Consider the following 22,177-nt stretch of genomic DNA (forward strand, 5'->3'; position numbering starts at 1 on the left):
GCTCATAAGGAGGATGGGGCGAAACCGGCAAAAATCCGCAAATCTCGAAGGATCCCGTTAGTTACTTTGCGACAAAGGAATGGGAGTGTGCGAATGAGCGTTAAGAGATTATACCTCAGGGTGTTGACCGGCTGGCTTGCGCTAATCCTGATGACCGCCGGTGCGGCATTGCCCGGTTCTGCCTATGCAAATGCAGACACTGCGGAACTGCCGGTACAAAATGTGCTCATTCTGCATTCCTACCAGAAGGGCTTTGCCTGGACGGACGATCAGAGTGCAGGTATAGAGGAGCAGCTTAAAAAAGCCGGAAGCATACCGGTGATTTACAGCGAGTATATGGATTGGAAACGTTACCCCAGCACGGGCAGCCTAGAGCATTTCTACCAGATGATCCGGTTCAAATATCAGGATGTGCATCTTGACGCAGTCATTACGACCGATGATGCCGCGCTTAATTTCGCTATGAAATACCGCAGGGAGCTGTTAAACGATGCACCGATTGTCTTCAGCGGCATTAACGAGCTGGGGGCGGCCAGCCTGCAGGAGCAAGACAACCTGACCGGTGTCATAGAGTCCATCGCCCCGGCGCAGACCGTAAAGCTTGCGCTCGAAATCAATCCGGCGCTCCGCAGGGTGTATGTCGTATACGACAATACGGAAAGCGGACTATCGACCGGACAAATGGTAATGGACCAGATCGCTGCGCTGCAGCCGAAGCTGGAAGTGGTTCCGATGAATTCCTTATCCAATGAAGAAATTTTAGAGCAGGCATCCAGTCTGTCTGCGGACAGCATTGTGCTGATGACTACATACTACAGTGATTCCACTGGCAGAATTACGGAGTTCGAGCGGTTCTCCGGCGAGCTGGCGGAGCACAGCAGCGTCCCTGTATATCATATCTATGATTTCGGCCTGAACCACGGGGCCTTCGGAGGCAGTCTGATCAGCGGACGGATTCAGGGGCAGACTGCAGCCGGGCTGGCGCTGCGCGTCCTCTCAGGAGAGCGGGCCGGTGATATTCCTTTTGTTGCAGGCAGCAGTGTACGCCAGGTGTTCGACTACAATGAGCTGCAGCACTTTGGCATACAGGAAGACAGGCTGCCTGCCGGCAGCGAAGTGATCAACCGGCCGTTCTCCTTCTATGAAACTTATAAAGTACTGGTGCTCAGCATTGCCGCCGCGTTTGCAGTGCTTGTGGCTTTTATATTGGTTCTTCTGTTTTATGTGCAGCTGGTCAAAAGAATCCGCCGCAACCTGGAACAAAGCAATGAGCGGTTCAACTTGGCCACGTACGGTGCGGATGCCGTGATTTGGGACGTGGATATGCGCTCGATGCAATATTATTTCTCGGACAGCTGGTACGAGCTGCTCGGCTATGAGCGCGGTGAAGTCGGCGAGAGCGAGAATGGCTGGATGGGCCTGGTTCATCCCGAGGACGCCGAGGAAGAGAACCGCCAGCGGACGCTGCATCTGAAGGGGCGTACTGCGTATTACTACGCCGAGTTCCGGATGCGGGGCAAGGCGGGCGAGTACAAGTGGTTCCAGGCCCGGGGGAAGGTGCTGCGCAGCCCGGAGGGCGGATATGTGCGCTTCGCCGGCTCCATGGTCGATGTCACCGACCGCAAAGGGGTGGAAAGCAAGCTCCAGATGAGCTATCAGGAGCTTGAGCAGACCTATGAGGAGCTGACGGCCCTTCAGGATGAGCTGCTGGAGCAGTATAACAAGGTGGTGGAGAATGAATCGCTCCTCCGGCTGAGCGAAGAGAAGTACAGGCTGCTTGCATATAATGATGCGCTTAGCGGCCTGCCGAACCGTCTGTCGCTGACCGAAGAGCTGCAGCGGTTCATCCGCCAGAATGCCGGCGGCCAGGCGGCGCTGTTCTTCCTCGACATCGATAATTTCAAATACATCAATGACACGATGGGCCACAGCTTTGGCGACGAGCTGCTCGTGCAGGTTGGAGAACGTCTGCTTAGCTGCTCGAACAGGCTCAGCCGGCATTTCCGCTTCGGCGGAGATGAATTTGTGATCCTGTTCCAGGATACCGGCGGACTCTCTGAGGTAAATGCTTATGCCGAGTCGCTGGTGCAGGCCTTCAGGGAGCCTTTCCGGCTGCATACCAGCACTGTGCATATCTCCGCCAGCATCGGGATTGCCCAATACCCGGAGAACGGGCACAACGCCGAGGAGCTGCTGAAGAATGCCGATATCGCCATGTACAAAGCCAAGGAAGCGGGCAAAGGGGGGTATGTCATCTACGGTCAGGCCATGCAGCAGCATTTCGATGACCGGATGATTATTGAGAGCCATCTGCGGAATGCGATAGAGAATGACGAATTGTCTCTCCACTATCAGCCTCTGGTGGATACCACCTCCGGCGAGGTATGGGGCTTCGAGGCGCTGATCCGCTGGAACAGCCCGGAGCTCGGGCGGGTATCGCCGCTCACGTTCATCCGCATCGCCGAGGATTGCCGGCTGATCGTTCCGATCGGCGAATGGGTGCTGCGCACCGCCTGCAGATTCATCAAGGGATTGCAGGACCAGGGCTTCCCGCATTATCATATCTCGGTCAATATCTCGGTCATTCAGCTGATGCTGGATGATTTCGCCGATATGGTGCTGGAGGTGCTGCGGGATACGGGACTGGCCCCGGAATTCCTGGAGCTGGAAATTACGGAATCCATCTTTATGGAATCATTCGAAGCAATCAGCAGCAAGCTGGAGACGCTGAAATCGCTGGGCATCGGTATTGCGCTCGATGATTTCGGCACCGGTTATTCCTCGCTCAGTTATTTGAAGCAGCTGCCGATTACGACTCTCAAGATCGACAAGTCGTTTATCGACAGCATCGATTCGCCCAATAATATGTCGCTGGCCAGTTCCATTGTCACCATCGGCCATGATATGGGCCTGCGTGTGACCGCCGAAGGCGTGGAAACCCCTGAGCAGCTTGCCTTCCTGGAACGCACCCGCTGCGACAAGATCCAGGGCTATTATATCAGCCGGCCGATTCCGCAGCATGAAGTGGCGGAGTGGGTGGCCGACCGCCGGGCATGCTAAGACCGGTCGGCCCATAGCTGGCCGGTCCCGGCTATAGAACCGGCCCCTGCGGTCCCAGTCCCGTCCGCTTTACTTCAGCAGCTTCCGCGCCAGCTTGATCTTGCTGCCGTAGGGCGGATAGACAACGCCGAGGTCAGGACTCGTACCACGGTCTACGATGCTTTTGCGGTGGGAGAAGACCTCGAAGCTGTGTTTGCCGTGATAACCGCCGATCCCGGAATGCCCGACGCCGCCGAACGGCAGATGGGGGCTGGCCACATGCGAGATCGTGTCATTGACGCAGCCGCCGCCGAAGGAAATCCGGCTGAGCACCTCACGGCGTACCTGCCGGTCCTCGGTGAACAGATAGAGCGCCAGCGGCTTCGGACGGCTGTTGACGGCGGCAATGGCTTCACCCAGCTCCCCGTACTCCATAATGGGCAGCACCGGTCCGAAGATCTCGTCCTGCATGGCGGCGTCGCTCCATTCCGCCGGATACAGCAGGGTCGGTTCGATGTAAAGGTCGGCGGCGTCCACCGTTCCGCCATAAATCACCTTGTGCTTATCCTGTTCAATCATACCGGCGATCCGCTGCAGTTGGCGCCCGTTTACGATCCGCCCGTAATCCGGGCCCCCTTGGATATTCTGGCCGTAGAAGGCGGTAATGCTCTCTTTAATCAGCGCAATAAGCCTCTCGGCAACCGATTGGTGGACAAGCAGATAATCCGGGGCGATACAGGTCTGGCCGGTATTGATCAGCTTGCCCCAGACAATGCGCTTCGCGGCAATTTCCAGGTTGGCTGAGGCATCGACGATGACGGGGCTTTTTCCGCCCAGCTCCAGCGTGATGGGAGTGAGGTTCTTGGCCGCAGCCTCCATGACGATTTTGCCGACAGGAACGCTTCCTGTGAAAAAGATATAGTCGAACCGGGCGTGAATCAGCGCACCGGTTGTTTCTTTTTCCCCCTGTACCACGGAAATGTAGCGGGAGTCAAAGGTCTCCGTAATCATCTCCTCCACAACGGCCGAGACGGCGGGCGTGCTCTCCGACGGCTTCAGCACGGCACAGTTGCCGGCGGCCATCGCTCCGATCAGCGGCTCGATCAGCAGCTGGAACGGATAATTGAACGGGCCGATAATCAGAACGGTCCCGTAGGGCTCGCTGTAAATCCAGCTGCGGGCAGGGAGGAGATGCAGTGGCGATTTGACCTTTACCGGCTTCATCCAGCGTTTCAGATGCTTCATCATGTAGCCGATGCTGTCCAGCGTAAAGCCGATTTCAGTGGCGTAGGCTTCGAATTCGCTCTTGCGCAGATCCTGCTGCAGGGCGGAGATAATCCGCGGTTCATACTTGCGGATGGCCTCCTTCAGCTTCCCGAGCTGGCGGATCCGGAACTCCGCCTCTCGGGTCGCTCCTGTGTGAAACCACTGCCCGTGCTCCGCGAGCAGCTCCTCCACCGCCTGAGGTGTTAAACTTTCCATCCTCGCTTCCTCCATTCCATGAATGAGAATCCATACTTATTTCTCAGTGCGCATATAAGCGCTCATTGCCTTGCGGTTTAACAGGGTAACGCCGTTTCCCTGGAATTCAATCCAGCCCATACTTCGCAGCTGGCCCAGTTCACGCGAGAGTGAGGGGCGTGCGGTGTTGAGATGCTCGGCCCATTCCTTCCGGCTGAACGACAGCAGGATGGATTCGGTTCTCTGCTGTGCCGCCTGCTCCAGCAGGAAACCGATAACGCGCCGCCGCAGCGAGCCGGCCGAGAGAATTTCGATCTTGCGGTTAACCAGCACCAGGCGTTCGGACAAATTCTCGATAAAGCGTGTAAGCATCTCCGTGTCGGCAGTGAACAGGCGCAGCAGCTCCGCTTTGCCGATGAACATGATCATGCAGGCGCCGGCGGCGGTTACGGTAGCGGGAACGACGTTCTCCCGGCGAAACAGAACGGCCTCACCGATGGTCTGTCCTTTGCTCAGATGGGCGATGGTGACACCGCTGCCCGTCGGATGGCTCTTCTGCACCTCTACACGGCCGTCCAGCACGATACCCAACCGGTCGGCAACATCGCCCTCGGCCAGAATCAGTGTGTTCTTGGGGTAGCTGTGCACGGTGTAGCTCATGTGCCCAAGCAGCGCCTCGATCTCCTCCGCCGTTTTACCGCGGAAGAGCAGGCAGGCCTGCAGAATGGCGGGGTCCGGCCGCATTATTTTTCCCTCCTGTCCGGCAGTTTGGTAACATCCGTTACCGATTGTATGGCGAAAGTCTACTACAATTAACAGTGACTGTAAAGGCGGGACGAGAGGTCCCGCCTTGCATGGACAATCCCAAATAAGGAGTGAGCGAAGCGAATGGGCAGCATGTTTTGTTTTCAATGCCAGGAGGCGGCTAAAGGTACGGGCTGTACGATACAAGGGGTATGCGGTAAGACTAGCGAAGTAGCCGGACTGCAGGATCTGCTGATTTATACGCTGAAAGGCATTGCCATCTTTGCGCACAGCGGCCGGGAGCACGGATTGACGGATATGGCATCGGAGAAGTTTATCATAGAGAGCTTGTTTATCACGATTACCAATGCAAATTTCGATCCTGAAAGCATCACGGGTAAAATCAAGGAAGGTCTGGATATCCGCAGCCGCTGGAGCACACGGCTGCAGGAAGCGGGAATCTCCGTGCCGGGCGCCGGTCATGACGCTGCGGTCTGGAGCGCAGTGACAGAAGAAGAGCTGCTGGCAAAGGCGGAAACGGTCGGCGTCCTGGCCACGGAGCACGAGGATATCCGCTCGCTGCGCGAGCTGCTCACCTACGGGCTGAAAGGCATGGCCGCCTATATGGAGCACGCGGCAGTGCTGAACCACCGCGACGAAGGCGCCCATGCGTTCATGGAACGCGCACTGGCAGCCACCCTGGACGACAGCCTTGGCGGCGACGAACTGACGGCGCTGGTGCTGGAATGCGGCAAGCATGGCGTCGATGTCATGGCTCTGCTTGACCAGGCCAATACATCGACATACGGCCATCCGGAAATCACCAAGGTCAATATCGGGGTGGGTTCGAATCCGGGTATCCTGATCAGCGGCCATGACCTGAAGGACATGGAAGAGCTGCTGAAGCAGACGGAAGGCACAGGCGTCGATGTGTATACGCACAGCGAAATGCTGCCGGCCCATTATTATCCGGCTTTCAAGAAATACAGTCATTTCGTCGGCAACTACGGCAATGCCTGGTGGAAGCAGAATGAGGAGTTCGCCAGCTTCAACGGTCCGATTCTCATGACCACAAACTGCATTGTACCGCCTAAGGACAGCTACAAGGACCGTCTGTATACCACCGGCAATACAGGGTATCCGGGCGTGCAGCATATTGCGGCGGCTGCAGACGGCGTGAAGGACTTCTCGGCAATGATTGAGCAGGCCAAGCGCTGCGCTGCGCCGGAAGAGATTGAGACAGGCGAGATTATCGGGGGCTTCGCCCATGAGGCCGTTATGAATGTGGCCGATCAGGTCGTGGAAGCGGTGCAGACCGGCGCAATCAAACAGTTCTTCGTCATGGCCGGCTGCGACGGGCGGATGAAGAGCCGCAACTACTATACAGAGTTTGCCTCGGAGCTGCCGGGTGATACGGTCATCCTTACCGCCGGCTGCGCCAAGTACAAATACAACAAGCTGCCGCTCGGCGATATCGGAGGCATTCCGCGCGTGCTGGACGCGGGTCAATGCAACGACTCGTACTCCCTGGTGGTCATTGCCCTCAAGCTGAAGGAAGTCTTCGGCCTCGATGATATTAACGATCTGCCGATTACCTATAACATTGCCTGGTATGAGCAGAAAGCGGTTATTGTACTGCTCGCACTGCTGTACCTGGGCGTGAAGGATATCCACCTCGGGCCAACGCTGCCGGCCTTCCTGTCGCCGAATGTGGCCAAGGTGCTGGTCGAGAACTTCGGCATCGGCGGCATCAGCACGGTCCAGGAGGATCTGGAGCGGTTCATTGCCGCTGTGTAATAAAGTGCAAATGAAAAAGGCTGTTCCGCAGCGGTCAATATGACCGCCGCCGGAGCGGCCTTTTTTCATGCCAATCAGAAATCGGGGCAAAAAAACCGGAGAGCGATCCGATTAACTTTTGGCGGGGCGGGTAATTCAATCAGGAAAACCAGACCCCACTTGTGGATAAGGAGGATGCATACTATGTTTTATCACATCAAGGAACTCCAGTACCGTGCCAAGCCTGAGAAACCTGATCCGGTATACGCCCGTAAGCTCCAGGAAGTGCTGGGCGGACAATTTGGTGAAATGTCGGTAATGATGCAATACCTGTTCCAGGGCTTCAACTGCCGGGCTGAACAGAAATACCGCGACATGCTTCTGGATATCGGAACCGAGGAAATTGGCCATGTCGAGATGCTCTGTACGATGATTGCCCAGCTGCTGGACGGCGCGCCGGCTGCCGAGCTGGACGCTGCAGCCCAGGACCCGCTGATCGCCGCCGTGCTTGGCGGAACGAATCCTCAGCATTTGATCGTCTCCGGTATGGGGGCAGCCCCGACCGACAGCAACGGTTATCCGTGGAACAGTAAATATATTATTTCCAGCGGCAACTTGCTGGCTGATTTCCGGGCCAATCTGAATGCGGAGTCCCAAGGGCTGGTACAGGTCGTACGACTGTATGAACAGACCACTGACCCTGGCATCCGCGACATGCTCTCCTTCATGATCTCCCGCGATATTCTGCATCAGAACCAGTGGAAAGCGGCAATCGCCGAGATTGAGCAGATGGAGGGCGTTATCGCCCCGGCCTCCTTCCCGCGCGAGCAGACGGTGGAAGCGGCAACGCGCCAATTCCTGAACCTCTCCGAAGGCGAGGAGAGCAGTCAGGGCAGCTGGGCCAGCGGTCCGCTGCCGGACGGAACCGGCCATTTCGAATATGTCGCGAAGCCGGTGCCGCAGGGCGGTGTGCCTTTCCTGGCGCAGCCGGCGGATCATCAGCACTCAACATTAGGGACAGGGCCGTACATCGTAAATAAAGGAATGGAAAGCCTGTAAAAGCGGGCAGCCCGCTGCAGAATAGATCTTACACAGAAGGACCGTTCTCCGCCATCCTGGTATGGGGGGAACGGTCCTTCTGTGTGCTGTACGCTGGGATGCATGATTGACTTGGCATATATTTGAAGAACCTTATGTTTAAGCTGATTAGCGCGATGGAACCGGAAGATTATGACTATATTGAATCGGTGTCCTACCCAAACTCGATGACGATCGGCCGCGCAAACATAATGGATCATGCAGTGGAGATTTATTTTGAATATTCTAAAATTTGCGGCAAGTGGTTATTCGACGCTTCCTGACCAATTGATCGAACGATGGAGTACCATTCCGAAAGCCTGAATTAGAGGACGGCGGTCCCTCCGGGTATGCACCACCGGGAGGGACCGCCCTTTGATTAGTCTGCTCGGGCTGGTTGTGTCAGGGCCTAGCGGAGGGTCAGGCCAGCCGGTACACAGCAAACGGCTTGCCGTGCCGGAAAGGGAGGCTGGCCTGCTCCAGCCGTTCCAGCGTGCCGGCATCGAGCGGCAGAAGGGTGCTCTGCAGGTTCTGCTGCAGCTGCCCGGTCTGGGTTGCACCGACAATCACCGTGGAGACCGCCGGCTGCCGCATCAGCCAGGCCAGGGACAAGGCTGTAGGTGATGTGCCGATGTCTTCGGCGATAGCGCTGACGCTCCGGCCCAGCTCCAGCCGCTCCGGCGTCAAGAAGCGGGTGAAGTTCGGGTCGGTCATCGCCCTGGAGCCGGCGGGCGCTTCGCCGCCTGCCGTATATTTACCTGTAAGAATGCCTCCGGCCAGCGGGAAATAGGGGATAATCCCGAGTCCTTGATCGAGGCAGAGCGGCAGCAGCTCGTTCTCCGGCGTCCGGTCAGCCAACGAGTAGCTGCACTGAATGGAGCTGTATTTTACGAAGCTGCGTGCTTCGCTGATCCCGAGCGCCTTCATCAGCTCCCAGGCGGCGTAATTGGAAGCGCCGATGTAGCGGACTTTGCCGGAGCTGACCATGTCATCGAGGGTGCGCAGCGTTTCCTCCAGCGGCGTGTTCGGGTCAAACGTATGGATCTGATACAGATCGACATAATCGGTCTTCAGGCGGCGCAGGCTGCCCTCCAGCTCCAGCATCAGATGATGGCGCGAAGAGCCGCTGCCGCCAGGCCCGGGATGCCGGGGCAGCCCGGCCTTGGTGGCCAGTACGGCTTCGCTGCGGCGGCCTTCCAGCGCCAGGCCGATGATCCGCTCCGATTCGGTGCCGGCATAAATATTAGCGGTATCAATGAAATTGATCCCCTCATCCAGCGCGGCATGAACAATGGAGATGGAGGCAGCTTCATCGGCGCGCTTGCCGAAGGCATTGGTTCCCAGACCCAAAGCGGAGACTTGGAGTCCGCTGTTTCCTAAATGGTTGTAATGCATGGTACAGTCACTCCTTATGCAGAATGCAGATAAATGGGGCCGGGCTTAGACTTGCGGGTCAGGAAAAGGCGGCTTACCGGATGTCAGGGCAACCGCTGTATCGATGAACAGCTTCACGGCAATCGAGGCTTCCTCCAGCGAATGGAGCGTGATATGAATATCGCGGTAAGCTTCAGGCGCCAGCTCGCGGACGGCGACGCCCGGCGGGGCCGCCAGAACGGTCAATTCGGATAATACTCCGATGCCCAGTCCTTCCCGGATCATATTGAGTGCGGTCAGATAACCGCTCACCTCGTATTTGACATTCAGCCGGCTGCCGCCCCGCGCGAACCAGTCCACAACCGGCGGTTCATAACCTGATCTGCAGATCAGCATGGGCTCATCCTCCAGATCTTGGACGGCAATGACGCTGCGGCGGGCCAGGGGATGGGCTTCGGGGAGCACCGCATACATCTTCTCCCGGTACAGCGGGACCGATTGCAAATCCGCCGGCGGAGCAATGACCAGCCCGGCATCAATGACCCGCGCCTCCAGCCATTCCCTGATCTCTGTGATCGAGCCCTCGTAAAGGCGGATCTCAACATCGGGATACTTGGAGGCTATGGCCGAGATGATCTTCGGCAGAAAATGGGCGGCGGCAACCGGAAATGCCCCGATGCGGATCAGCCCTTTCCCGAGTCCCTTCTCGGCGGCAATTTCCTGCTCGACCTTATCGAACCCGCCGAGGATCTCACGGAACAGGACCAGCACCCGTCTGCCGATATCGGTCAGCATGAGGCCATGGCGGCGGTCGCGTACCAGCAGCTTGACACCCAGCTCTTCTTCCAGTGCGCCAATGGCCCGGCTGACTGCCGGCTGGGTCATATTCAGCGCAAGGCCGGCTTTGGTGAAGCTGCCGGTTTCGGCGATGTGCACGAACAAGCGGATCTGATTGTTATTCATAGCAATTATGTTATGCACCTCATGATTATTATTCATTTCAATTATGAGCAAGATTATTGTATCATGTGGATGATGAAAATAGAAATAGAGGTGCTTTCATGAAACAACGCAATACAACGATGCTTTTACTTCTGTTCCTGATCGCGGTCTGGGGAATCAATTGGCCGCTCTCTAAAATTGCCTTGTCCTATGCTCCGCCGCTGCTGTTTGCCGGAATCCGCACGGTCATCGGCGGCCTGCTGCTCGTAGCCGTAGCGCTGCCCCGGCGGGGCAAGCTGCAGTTCGCCAAGCTATGGCCGGTCTATTTAAGTTCGGCGCTGCTCAGTATCGTGCTGTACTACGGCTTTCAGACCGTGGGCCTGCGCTATTTGCCTTCAGGGCTGTTCTCGGCAATTGTATTCCTGCAGCCGGTGCTGCTTGGTATCTTCGCCTGGATTTGGCTGGGAGAGAGCATGTACGCCCTGAAACTCTTCGGCCTGCTGCTCGGATTCGCCGGTGTCGCTGCACTTAGCATCGGCGGGCTTACCGGGAGCCTCTCCCCGGCGGGGGTTGGGCTGGCGCTGGCCAGCGCGCTGAGCTGGGCGCTCGGCACCGTCTACACGAAGCGGAACGCACAGCGGGTGGATATGCTATGGCTGACGGCGATGCAGATTCTGATCGGCGGCGTGATTCTGCTGGGAGCCGGCTCGGCGGTCGAGCGCTGGTCGGACATTACCTGGAGCCCGGCGTTTATCGCCAACACGCTGTTTATCGCCCTGTTCGTCATTGCGCTCGGCTGGATGATCTACTTTAAGCTGATCAATGAAGGGGAGGCCGGTAAAGTCGGGGCGTTCACCTTCCTGATCCCGCTGGTGTCCATCGGTTCAAGCGTTGTATTATTGGGTGAGCATATCACGCCCAATCTGGTCGTCGGCATGCTGCTGATTGTATTCAGCATTGTCCTGGTAAATGTGAACATTGGCCGCCAGACAGGGCAGGCAAGGCGGCGGACAACCCATTAGTTACCCAGAAGGAGAGTGGGAATATGCATATCCGTGCGGATAGCCAAACCGCCCATGATAACTACAAATTGCTGATCGGAAGTATTTTGCCCCGGCCCATCGCTTTTGTAACATCGGTAAATGAAGAGGGTGTAGTCAATGCTGCGCCGTTCAGCTTCTTTAACATTGTCGGGGATGAACCGCCGATGGTGATGATCTCCTGCATCCGCAAGACGAACGGAGAACCGAAGCACACTGCACGCAATATTATCCGCAGCGGCGAGTTTGTGGTGCATGTGGCCGATGAAGACAATATTGCGGCCATTAACCATACCTCCATCAATGCGCCGGACGGCATCAGCGAGCTTGAGCTGGCTGGCCTGACGGCGGTTGCGGGCGAGCAGGTCAACGTTCCGCGGGTCCTGGAGTGCAAAGTCGCCATGGAATGCCGTCTGGCAAAATATATTGAACTGGGCAGCTCCGACCTGCTGATCGGCGAGGTGCTCAGCTTCCACATTGCCGATGAGCTGCTTCACGGGGGCCGGATCGACGTGAACCTGCTGAAGCCTGTCAGTCGGCTTGCCGGATCGTCCTACTCCCTGGTCGGGAAAACCTTTGAGCTGGAAAGACCGCAGTATGAGGCGTAGCCCGGAAGAGTCTGCATGATAAGCAAGTAACAATAATAGCCTGCGAATGCCGTTAGAGGCGCTTCGCAGGCTATTGCTGTCCGGGCTTAAATATAGGCTTTCAGGCTGTGCTCCGTAAATACGGTAGATTCTTCCATTTCGTCAAGTGCGGTGCCGTATTCGCCGACGGCCACACCGCTGCGGTGTAGCCGCCGGAAGCTGATGCTCTCTCCCGCAATGAGTACGGAGCCCCTGGCGGCCTTTCCTCCGACGGTCTGGGCCTCGATCCGCCGCCCTGCTTCTACGCTTGACCCGGTGCAGAAGGCTTCAGCCTGGCGGAAAGAGATGCTGCCGCCGGCCGCCAGCTTGCTCTCCCGGACACCAGCCCCGTGGATCACGAGATCGCCGCCCGAAAGAACTGTACTGTCCTCGATCTCAGCGATGTCAATGATCACTTCGTTCTCCTTCAGCCGGGCGACTGTGTCATAGACATCCTGAAGCTGTTTAAGAAATGAGTCCAGCAGGTTGTCGGTAATATGCCGGGAAAATTGGCCCGGATGCAGAAAAATTTCCAGCATGCTCTTCAGCGGGCCTGTATTGCGCGGAAAAGTGGCATCCATACCGGCCAGTATTCCCAGCAGCTCCCGGAGCTGGCGGGGGAGATGAACATACTTGTCTTCCAGCAGCAGCATGACCACATACCCGTATTGAACGGTCTGCTGGCGGGACTCCACGTTGCGGGCCAGCTGTGCACAGGCTTCCCGCAGGCGGCTGACTTCCTGGATCAGCACGGCACAACAGAAGGAGAGGCGGTTATAAGTGACCCCGTAGCAGCCGGCGTGAAGTTGGCTGTCCGTGGCCTTGCCCAGGACAAAGATGCTGCCGGTAGCAGCGATGGCAGAGCTGCGGACATCGCCGTAGATGTACACGTTTCCGAAGGCATCCACAGTGGTGTACTCCGGGGCATCGCCGGGGAAAACCACGTCTCCCGCGAACATCATTACGGCTCCATGGCCCATATCTTCCGGGACGATATAGCTCCTGGGGAAATCAATGGCAATTTCATCACCGTCACCCAGAAACCGCGGCCGTCCCGTACACAGGGCCAGCAGGTTACCGCCCGGCAGGAATGACGCCTGATCCTTGTATGTAAGCCTGAGATCGCGGGAGGGCGGGGCGGGCAGAATCCGTCCGCAGACGTCGAAACCGGGAATGCCTTCTGTCTTGGGCAGCACCCGGGCGACGATGTGTCCGATCCCGGCCGCCGGCGGTATGGAGACCGTACCTGCACTGCCTCTGCTGCGCCGGAACGCGGCGATAATCTCGTCATTAAACAGCTGGTCCAGCCGTGCGCTTCTGCCTGGGACCGGCGCTTTGCCTTCGGCGATGCAGACCGGCCGGTACGTCGGACAGTTCAGCTCCGCATATAGAGCGGGAATATTTAGAAAGCGGAAGATAGGACTGGCCTTCAGCTCGGTGACCACCCGGTTGACCGTCAGGGTAGACAGCAGCACGCTGCTGTCCGGCTCTGCGCGTACAGTCACTTCGGCTGCTGCGGCGCAATCCGTCAGCTTCCAGGCGTACTGCTCCACCCGGTAAAGCGTAAAGTAAGCCTTGGTCTGATCTTCGGATACAGTGACCTGATACAGCGGCTTCTCGATGATTTCCCAGGTCAGGCGGTCAGCCGAGGTGATCTCCGTGGGAGCACTCACCGTCTTGCCCGCAATCTTCAGAATTACAGGGTGGATCGCGGAGATTACGGCCGGCTTGCCGGAAGGCAACGGCGGCGTGACGTGGATGCGGTTATTCTGTATAAAGATGGTGCCATTCTTGTCATTGTCCGTATCACCGTCCGGCGGTGAACCCGCCATAACGGGAAGCGGGAGTCCGCTTGTCCCGAGCGGCCCGGCCCGGCGGGATTCATGGCTGAAACGTTCAACTGTGTGCTGCGGCATGGTAGTAACCTCGCTTTTTCGTATAATCAATCGCATTCCTAACAGAGAAGAGCGAGCGGAGCCCCGTGTAAACCATATGCCGCTGGGACCGCTTGCATCTTAAGTGGCAGCCTGGCAACCGTAAATGCGGATTTGTGCATTCGTAGGCCCATTGCTTTGCGTCCTGTCCTTTCGGGCAGTTTGCCTTTTGAAATCGAATAATGATATACACTCAGCATTGAGGCGAACAAATCGACTTAAATCGACAAATGAAAGTTATAGTAAAGAAACTGCAAGCATGCATCTGCAAACAACCTTAATTCTAGTCTTTGAGGAATAAATTATCAATAAAAATATTTGTTTTTAAAAACATATAATTATATATTTTACAAATATTTTATAATGGCGGATTCTAGGTAATATTGACTATAAAATCAGTATGTAAGTCGGGAATGCTGCCCTTCAAAAGCCATCTGTTAGCTTGCTGTTTCTAGAATTTGAACGAAAAAAAGAGAATATAAGCATACCTACAAAAAATAGCTAATCACCGGCCCCCCGGTGTTCGATAAATAAAGCAAAGAGGGTAGATCCAGCCGCTCTGAGGCGGACTGTACCCGGCTTGAATAATATGGACAGCGGGAGAGGGAAAAGATGAAAAACGCAAGTATGGCCACCAAAATCAGCAGTCTAGTGATGGGAATTCTGGTCGTCTTCGCCGTGTTGTCCGCGTTTGTGGCCGTCCGTTCGATGGAGGATGCTATTGAGCGGTTTGGTACGGAAAAAGCAAAAAGCGATTTGAACATGAGCAGACTTCTGCTTGAGGGCAGCCTTCCGGGGGAGTGGAGGGTGGAAGGCGAGTCCTTATATAAAGGCGGTATGCTGATCAGCGGCAATGATGCACTTGTTGACCAGATCGCCGAGGCTACAGGCGGTACGGTCACGCTGTTCCGGGGAAACACCCGTGCAGCCACTAATGTATTGAACGATGAAGGTGCGCGTGCCGTCGGAACCACGGTGTCGGCAGCGGTGGAAGAGGCCGTGATCGGCCGGGGTGAGAGCTATTTCGGCGAAGCGGTTGTTGTCGGCCGGACCTACCAGACGGCTTACGAACCGCTGCGCGGTGAAGGCGGCGAGGTTGTCGGCATCCTTTATGTCGGAGCGCCGCAGGATCTGATTCAGACGCTGACGGGCGAATTCATGCGCAAGTTCATTCTGCTGAGCGGCTTGGCCGCTGCGGCAGGTATCCTGGTGCTGCTCTATTATATCGGCCGTATCAAGATGAGATTGTCGCGGATAACTGCAGCACTGGTGGCCGCAGGCCGGGGCGATTTCACGGCAGAGGTGTCCGATGCCTCCGGGGATGAAGTGGGCCGGCTGGCTTCGGGCTATGCCGAAATGAGAGTTAATCTGAAAGCGCTGATGGAAGACGGAATCCGTGCGTCAGATAAAATAACGGCGTCCACCGAAGAATTGCTGGCTGTCGCCAGACAGACCACGGATCAGGCCGGACGTATGGCGCAGGTGGCGGAAGAGGTTGCGGCCGAGGCAGGCGTCCAGCAGGTCAGCCTGAAAGAGAGCTTGCTCGCCATGGAGGAAGAGGCCATCGCCATTTCACGCGTCGCCGAGACGGCCTCCGGAATCAACGAGCTTACCGCGGAGTCCAGCGTACGGGCGGAGGAAGGCGCTATGCACATGCAGCGGCTCAGCGGCCGGATGGCCGGGATTGCGCAGGCGGTGGAGCAGACTGAGGGGCAAATGCTGCAGTTGGGTCAGAGAATGCAGGATATTACAGGGATCCTGGAGCTGATACAGGGTGTATCCGGCCAGACGCATCTGCTGGCGCTTAATGCTTCCATTGAGGCGGCACGGGCCGGGGAGGCTGGACGGGGGTTTGCCGTGGTAGCGGCGGAAATCCGCAAGCTTGCCGAGCATTCCTCCCAGGCATCGGTCCAGATTACCGGCCTGATCGGGCAAATTCAGAGCGAGCTTCTGATCTCCGGACAAGCCATGCAGGAAATCTCCACAGAAGTGGCCTTCGGAATGGAGCTGAGCGGGATTACGAATGAACAGTTTGCGGAAATTGTGCGGGCCGGTGCCGAAGTAGCAGAGCGGGTCGCGGATATGGCGGCTGCAGCGGAGCAGATGTCCGCCGGGGCCGAAGAAATTACAGCGGCGATGCATGAGGTGTCGGTCATCGCCCAGGGTACCAGCGGTCGGGCCGGCGCGGTTGCCGGAGAAGCCGGCGGGCAGACCGATACGCTGGCCCAGCTGTTCGCCGCCTCGCAGGAGCTGGCGGCTACCTCGGAAGAACTGCAGAAGTCGCTTAGCCGCTTCAAGCTGTAAGAAGGCTCAGGGCGGCCAGCTTAGAGCAGCCCGGCGGGCGTCTTGCCCCGGGCGCGTGCGGACCGCGCCGCCCCGGAAGGCACCCGCTGCGCGGCGGCCGGGAAGGCGGCATAATCCGCACGCTCGATTTCATCCAGCACCCGGCTCAAGTGGGAGAAGACGGCGCCCAGATCGCGGATCGCCGTAATCGGGCAATCGGCCTGTAGCCCGGCGAAGGCGGCGAGCTGAAGCTCACGGGCGCGCCGCAGCGCCTCCGGCAGCGAGGCCTTGCCGTCCGTGTCCGGCTGGCTGTCGGCCCCGTACAGGACGATGCAGTCCGCAGTAGCTTCCATGGCTTCGCTAATCCCGCCGGCAACGGCGTACCGCGTCGGCAAGAGCGCAAGCTCTTCGCCGATTTCTTTGACATAGGCATGTATCGTCTTGAGCCGGCCGGTTGTCCGGTTCAAGGACTGCAGCTCCCGGCGGCAGGAGCAATGGGCCAGCGTATAGAGCAGCTCCTTTTGCCGGACCGCGCTCGTACCCAGCAGCTTTGCCGAGTCCGCCAGCGCCGTTTGCGCCTTAGCGGAGCCGTGTCCTTGTGCACACAGGCCGCCCAGTGCATCCGCAAGCAGCAGTGCCCCCTGATGTGTCATGTCTTTTACCTTGACGAACCCCTTGGGCGGAACGATAATCATATTGATCAGAAGGGCAATCAGCACGCCGATAAAGGTCTCGGCCACCCGCCATTCAATATAATGGTCGTGAAAGAATGTCAGTGTAAGTACAGAGGTTACTCCGACTTGCGAGACGGCTTGAATATTAATCCGGCAAGCGGTGGCGGCGCCGATGCCCAGCAGCAGAATGAGCAGTATAGACCAGACCCCCACATCCAGGAATTGACCGACGATCAGGCTGACCAGTCCGCCAAGCACAATGCCGGTCAGGCGGTAAGCCCCTTTTTCCAGCGAAGCCTTAACGCTTCCCTGGGTGATTAGAATTGCCGCAAGCGGGGCGAAATATAAATACCGGTCTCCGTACAGGCTATATACCGCCAGCCAGGAGAGTGTGGCTGCAATGGTTACGCGAATCATATAAAGGGATATTCCGAACTTCTCAAGCCGGTCCTGCCATCCCTCGTTCATGGGAGTCATCTTCTTTCCTCTATATATGAAATTCATGATTATTTTCAGCGATTTTCATTATAACACCTGCAAATGGGGATGCAGACGGCAGTTTTTACGAACTTGTTAAGTTTTATTGGCTGGAATTTTACATTGTTATCTATCGCATATCCGGAAAACTTCATATATGCTATATAATGTTGAATGTGTGTCGAAGGAAGGGAGGAAGTGTCGCTTCTCCAGCGCTAAGCATGCCCACTTCGATTGTCTCCCGCTGGAAGCGGGTAAAATAGGGTTGTACTACATACGGTAAGGGAGGTTGTTAGCTATAGCTACTCCGGAAGGTACTATTATTTCTTTTGAACAGGTAAGCAAACAATATGACGATGAAGAACCCGTGTTAAAAGAGGTCAGCTTCGACCTTGAACGCGGCAAGTTCTATACACTGCTGGGCCCCTCCGGCTGCGGCAAAACCACCATTCTGCGCCTGATCGCCGGCTTCATTGAACCGAGCTCGGGCACGATATCGCTGAACGGCAAGGTCATCAACCACATCCCCGCCAACGAGCGTCAGGTCAATACGGTGTTTCAGGATTATGCCCTGTTCCCGCACCTGAACGTGTTCGAGAATGTGGCCTTTGGCCTGCGCGTCAAGAAGCTGAAGAAGGAGGTCATTCGGCAAAAGGTGCAGGAAGCCCTCGGCTTTGTGAACCTGTCCGGTTATGAACAGCGGGCGATCCACGAGATGTCCGGCGGACAGCGCCAGCGCGTGGCCATCGCCCGCGCCATCGTCAACGAACCGCAGGTGCTGCTGCTCGACGAGCCGCTGTCCGCGCTGGATCTCAAGCTGCGTACGGAAATGCAGTATATTTTGCGCGAGATGCAGCAGCGGCTGGGCATCACCTTTATCTTCGTCACCCATGACCAGGAGGAAGCGCTGGCCATGTCGGACTGGATCTTTGTCATGAACAAGGGCAGAATCGAGCAGAGCGGCACGCCGAACGACATTTATGATGAGCCGATCAACAGCTATGTGGCTGATTTCATCGGGGAATCGAATATTGTGCCGGCGGTCATGATCGAGGATTATCTGGTGGAATTCAACGGCAAACGCTTTGAATGCGCCGACGCCGGACTGCGTCCGAATGAATCGGTGGAGATCGTGATCCGTCCGGAGGACCTGGAGATTGTTCCGCTGGAGCAGGGCAAGCTGCGCGTGCGCGTCGATTCCCAGCTGTTCCGCGGCGTGCATTACGAGATCAGCTGCTATGACGAGTCCGGTCATGAGTGGCTGGTGCATTCCACGCGCAAGGCTGAGGTAGGCGGGGAGATCGGGCTTTATTTTGACCCGGAAGCGATTCATGTTATGCGATTCGGCGAAACGGAGGAAGAATTCGACCGGCGCCTGGAGGCCTATGCCGAGGTGGACAGCCATGACGAATAAGGGCCGTTCGTTTTATATGCTCCCTTATTACTTGTGGATTGCCCTGTTTGTCATCGCGCCGGTGCTGCTGGTCATCTACTACTCGCTCTTTGATCTGGACGGTAATCTGTCGCTTGACAACTATGTCAATTTCTTCACACCGGTCTATCTGCAGATGACGCTCAGCTCCTTCTGGTATGCGTTCCTGATTACGCTGTTCTCCCTGCTTGTCGCTTATCCGGCGGCCTATCTGCTGACCCGGACCAAGCACAAGCAGCTGTGGCTGCTGCTGATCATTCTGCCGACCTGGATTAACCTGCTGCTGAAGGCCTACGCTTTTATCGGCATCTTCGGTACCTTCGGGCCGGTCAACAATTTCTTTGACCTGCTGGGCATCGGGGAGCAGCAAATCCTGTTCACCGGCTTCAGCTTTGTGTTCGTCTCGGTATATATTTTCATCCCGTTCATGATTCTGCCGATCTTCAGCGCCCTGGAGGACCTCAACCTCTCGCTGGTGGATGCGGCGCGCGATCTGGGCGCTTCCGGCTGGACCACCTTCCGCCGCGTCATCTTTCCGCTGACGATTTCCGGGGTGCGTTCGGGCTGCATGGCGGTATTCATTCCGGCGCTGTCGCTGTTTATGATTACGCGCCTGATTGCCGGCAACCGGGTCATTACGCTGGGAACGGCGATCGAACAGCATTTCCTCGTCACGCAGGACTGGGGCATGGGCTCGACCGTGGCGGTCTTCCTGATCGCTATTATGGCACTGTTCATGCTGCTCTTCGGCGGCGCACGGAAAGGGGTGCGTTAAGTGAAAGGCAAGAACAAATTCGCGAATGTGTATCTCGTTATCGTCTTTGCCGTGCTGTATGCGCCCATCTTCTACCTGATGTACTACTCGTTTAACAGTGGCGGAACGATGCACGAATTCGAGGGCTTTACGCTCGACTATTACCGAGAGGTGCTGCAGGATACGCGCCTGATCATAATCTTTATCAACACGCTGGTCATCGCGCTGCTGTCCTCGGCCATCGCCACGGTAATCGCCGTTATCGGTGCACTGGCCATCCAGCGGATCCGCAGCCGCCGGGCGAAGAACACGCTGCTCTCCTTGAACAACGTGCTGATCGTCAGCCCGGACGTCATTATCGGCGCTTCGTTCCTGATCCTGTTCACCATTGCAGGAATAAAGCTGGGCTTCGTATCCGTGCTGCTCTCGCATGTCGCGTTCAGCGTGCCGATCGCTGTGCTGATGATTCTGCCGCATCTGCAGGAGATGAGCCCGACCTTGACCGATGCTGCCCGCGATCTTGGCGCAACCCGACGGGACGTACTCACCAAAGTCATTCTGCCGATTATCAAGCCCGGCATCTTCAGCGGCTTCTTCATGGCGCTGACCTACTCGCTGGATGACTTTGCGGTGACCTTTTTCGTTACAGGCAACGGATACTCCACACTGTCGGTTGAAATCTACTCCCGGGCCCGGCAAGGGGTATCCCTGTCGATTAATGCGCTGTCGACACTGATCTTCCTGTTCACGATACTGCTGGTTATCGGGTACTATTTCATCAATCAGCGCAAGGGCCGTCCGTCCCGCGCAGCGGAGACCGCCGAGCCCGCCGCCGAAATGGGGGTGCCTAGATGAAGCAGTTGATCAATGCGTTTGCAGCGATTGTCATCGTCGCCTTCGGGCTGATGTATCTGGGCTCCAGGCTGAATTCCGCCGAAGGCTATACGGGAGGCAATACGCTCACTATCTATAACTGGGGCGATTATATCGACCCGGAGCTGCTGGAGCAGTTCGAGGATGAGACCGGCATCACGGTGATCTACCAGACCTTTGATTCCAACGAAGCCATGCTGACCAAGGTGGAGCAGGGCGGCACAACCTTTGATGTCGTGGTGCCATCCGATTATGCCATCGCCAAGATGCGGGAGGAGGATCTGCTTCTGCCGCTTGACCACAGCAAGATTCCGAATCTGGCCAATATTGATTCCCAGTTCATGGACCTCTCCTTCGACCCCGGCAACCAGTACTCGGTGCCGTATTTCTGGGGGACAGTCGGCATAATCTACAACCCGGATTTGACCGAGGGCATGGATTTCAGCAGTTGGGACTCCCTGTGGGACAGCCGGATGAAGAACAATATCATGCTGGTCGACGGTGCCCGCGAAGTGATGGGCATGGCGCTGAACAGCCTGCACTATTCGGTGAACGATACGGATGAAGCCCATCTGCAGGAAGCACTGGCCAAACTGAACAGCCTGTCTCCGAATATTAAGGCGATCGTCGGCGATGAGATCAAGATGCTGCTGGCGAATGAAGAAGCGGCCGCCGGTATCGTCTGGTCCGGCGACGCCTCCGAGATTATGGACGAGAACGACAAGCTGGATTATGTCGTACCGGAGGAAGGCTCGAACATTTGGTTCGACAACATGGTCATCCCGCGTACAGCGGCCAACGTGGAGGGCGCCCATCAATTCATCGACTTCATGCTCCGTCCGGACGTCGCAGCGAAGAATACCGAATATGTCGGCTATTCCACGCCGAACGTGCCGGCGCTGGCGCTGCTGCCGGAAGACATCTCCGGCGATGAGCGGTTCTACCCGCCCGCGGAGATTACCGACCGGCTGGAGGTCTACGACAACCTCGGCAAGCGGATGCTCGCCCACTATAATGAGCTGTTCCTGAAGTTCAAGATGAATAAGTAGATTGTATAACGCCTGTCCCCATGGGGATGGGCGTTTTTGCGCATGTGTTTGAGGCCAGCTGCGGACAACCGGCGGACAGCCTCGGAAGACCATGCGGGAGAACCTGCGGGAGAACATGTGGGAGAACATGAGGGAGAACATGAGGGAGAACATGTGGAAGACCATGCGGGAGAACCTGCGGAGGTAGCCAGCCCTTTGTACAACCTGCGGACCGGAGTTTCGGCCCAAGTGCAGGCCGGAGGCTCTGCTCAAGAGCGAACCGGAGACTTAGACCAGCTACACACCGGAGACTCGGTCCAACTACGGGCCGTGGATTCGGGTAGCCGCATGCCAATCAGAACTAATTGGATTTTCGCAAACTAAATGAGTTTAGAGAGCGTTGGGAGAACATCTAAGTGGATAACAGCACACTAATTCAGGCAATGGCTGGGCCAAACGCGCAAAACCTGGGAATTAGTTGGACGTTTTCCACTTAGATTTCTGAAATCCGCAATAAAGGCGAAATTAGTTTGCGATTTTCCAATTAGCATCTGTGGTGGTGTCAACCTGGGCTGCTGAAGCGAACCGAATTACCACTGTAACTACAACCAGCCAGCATGCACAAGCACCTAGTACCTTGAAC

Annotated in this window: 16 protein-coding genes and 1 riboswitch; of the genes, 10 read left to right on the forward strand and 6 right to left on the reverse strand. The window is 56.8% G+C overall.

The window, feature by feature from the left end; translation table 11 throughout:
• Positions 1-93: 93 nt before the first annotated feature.
• On the forward strand, positions 94-3,060 hold the full coding sequence (locus F1381_RS04230; RefSeq protein ID WP_151733574.1) for an ABC transporter substrate binding protein: 2,967 nt from the start codon (positions 94-96) through the stop codon (positions 3,058-3,060).
• A gap of 69 nt (positions 3,061-3,129) precedes the next feature.
• Here the strand turns inward: F1381_RS04230 and F1381_RS04235 are convergent, their stop codons facing one another.
• Together F1381_RS04235 and F1381_RS04240 are read right to left on the reverse strand one after the other, a co-directional pair.
• Positions 3,130-4,521 carry an aldehyde dehydrogenase gene (locus F1381_RS04235; RefSeq protein WP_151733575.1) on the reverse strand — a complete coding sequence of 464 codons (1,392 nt, stop codon included), beginning with the start codon at positions 4,519-4,521 and terminating at the stop codon, positions 3,130-3,132.
• 36 nt (positions 4,522-4,557) lie between these two features.
• The gene (locus tag F1381_RS04240; RefSeq protein WP_151733576.1) at positions 4,558-5,244 is read right to left on the reverse strand and encodes a Crp/Fnr family transcriptional regulator; all 687 of its coding nucleotides are present in this window, start codon (positions 5,242-5,244) and stop codon (positions 4,558-4,560) included.
• 144 nt (positions 5,245-5,388) lie between these two features.
• On the opposite strand from F1381_RS04240, the gene hcp reads away from it, so the two are divergent.
• On the forward strand, positions 5,389-7,041 hold the full coding sequence (gene hcp, locus F1381_RS04245; RefSeq protein WP_151733577.1) for a hydroxylamine reductase: 1,653 nt from the start codon (positions 5,389-5,391) through the stop codon (positions 7,039-7,041).
• 183 nt (positions 7,042-7,224) lie between these two features.
• Positions 7,225-8,079: a manganese catalase gene (locus F1381_RS04250; RefSeq protein WP_151733578.1), complete on the forward strand. Its 855-nt coding sequence runs from the start codon at positions 7,225-7,227 to the stop codon at positions 8,077-8,079.
• Positions 8,080-8,517: 438 nt separating this feature from the next.
• Here the strand turns inward: F1381_RS04250 and F1381_RS04255 are convergent, their stop codons facing one another.
• On the reverse strand, positions 8,518-9,492 hold the full coding sequence (locus F1381_RS04255; protein ID WP_151733579.1) for an aldo/keto reductase: 975 nt from the start codon (positions 9,490-9,492) through the stop codon (positions 8,518-8,520).
• Positions 9,493-9,537: 45 nt separating this feature from the next.
• Positions 9,538-10,434 carry a LysR family transcriptional regulator gene (locus tag F1381_RS04260; protein ID WP_151733580.1) on the reverse strand — a complete coding sequence of 299 codons (897 nt, stop codon included), beginning with the start codon at positions 10,432-10,434 and terminating at the stop codon, positions 9,538-9,540.
• Between the two features lie 98 nt (positions 10,435-10,532).
• On the opposite strand from F1381_RS04260, the gene F1381_RS04265 reads away from it, so the two are divergent.
• On the forward strand, positions 10,533-11,435 hold the full coding sequence (locus F1381_RS04265; RefSeq protein WP_151733581.1) for a DMT family transporter: 903 nt from the start codon (positions 10,533-10,535) through the stop codon (positions 11,433-11,435).
• 23 nt (positions 11,436-11,458) lie between these two features.
• Positions 11,459-12,061: a flavin reductase family protein gene (locus F1381_RS04270; RefSeq protein ID WP_151733582.1), complete on the forward strand. Its 603-nt coding sequence runs from the start codon at positions 11,459-11,461 to the stop codon at positions 12,059-12,061.
• Between the two features lie 86 nt (positions 12,062-12,147).
• Here the strand turns inward: F1381_RS04270 and F1381_RS04275 are convergent, their stop codons facing one another.
• Positions 12,148-14,025 (reverse strand): flagellar assembly protein A, encoded by a 1,878-nt coding sequence (locus tag F1381_RS04275; protein WP_187355191.1) that lies wholly within the window; start codon positions 14,023-14,025, stop codon positions 12,148-12,150.
• A gap of 72 nt (positions 14,026-14,097) precedes the next feature.
• A riboswitch (cyclic di-GMP riboswitch) is annotated at positions 14,098-14,190 on the reverse strand.
• Between the two features lie 435 nt (positions 14,191-14,625).
• Between F1381_RS04275 and F1381_RS04280 the strand changes: the two genes are divergently transcribed.
• Positions 14,626-16,317, forward strand: a complete 1,692-nt coding sequence (locus F1381_RS04280; RefSeq protein ID WP_151733584.1) for a methyl-accepting chemotaxis protein — start codon at positions 14,626-14,628, stop codon at positions 16,315-16,317.
• Between the two features lie 20 nt (positions 16,318-16,337).
• On the opposite strand, the gene F1381_RS04285 is transcribed toward F1381_RS04280, so the two are convergent.
• The gene (locus F1381_RS04285; protein WP_187355192.1) at positions 16,338-17,438 is read right to left on the reverse strand and encodes an FUSC family protein; all 1,101 of its coding nucleotides are present in this window, start codon (positions 17,436-17,438) and stop codon (positions 16,338-16,340) included.
• A 298-nt stretch (positions 17,439-17,736) separates the two neighbouring features.
• On the opposite strand from F1381_RS04285, the gene F1381_RS04290 reads away from it, so the two are divergent.
• From F1381_RS04290 to F1381_RS04305, 4 genes are read left to right on the forward strand one after another with little or no spacing between them, the layout of a single operon-like run.
• Complete coding sequence (locus tag F1381_RS04290) at positions 17,737-18,861, forward strand: ABC transporter ATP-binding protein (RefSeq protein ID WP_151733586.1); 1,125 nt, start codon at positions 17,737-17,739, stop codon at positions 18,859-18,861.
• Positions 18,851-19,654, forward strand: coding sequence for an ABC transporter permease (locus F1381_RS04295; RefSeq protein ID WP_151733587.1), 804 nt, complete (start codon positions 18,851-18,853; stop codon positions 19,652-19,654). Before F1381_RS04290 ends, F1381_RS04295 begins: the two co-directional genes overlap by 11 nt.
• Positions 19,655-20,488 (forward strand): ABC transporter permease, encoded by an 834-nt coding sequence (locus tag F1381_RS04300; protein WP_151733588.1) that lies wholly within the window; start codon positions 19,655-19,657, stop codon positions 20,486-20,488. It begins immediately after the preceding gene.
• The gene (locus tag F1381_RS04305) at positions 20,485-21,555 is read left to right on the forward strand and encodes an ABC transporter substrate-binding protein (protein WP_151733589.1); all 1,071 of its coding nucleotides are present in this window, start codon (positions 20,485-20,487) and stop codon (positions 21,553-21,555) included. The genes F1381_RS04300 and F1381_RS04305 overlap by 4 nt, the downstream gene beginning before the upstream one ends.
• Positions 21,556-22,177: the final 622 nt, after the last annotated feature.

The organism is Paenibacillus tengchongensis (assembly GCF_008973665.1).
In the GTDB taxonomy this organism is placed as follows: domain Bacteria; phylum Bacillota; class Bacilli; order Paenibacillales; family Paenibacillaceae; genus Paenibacillus_AQ; species Paenibacillus_AQ tengchongensis.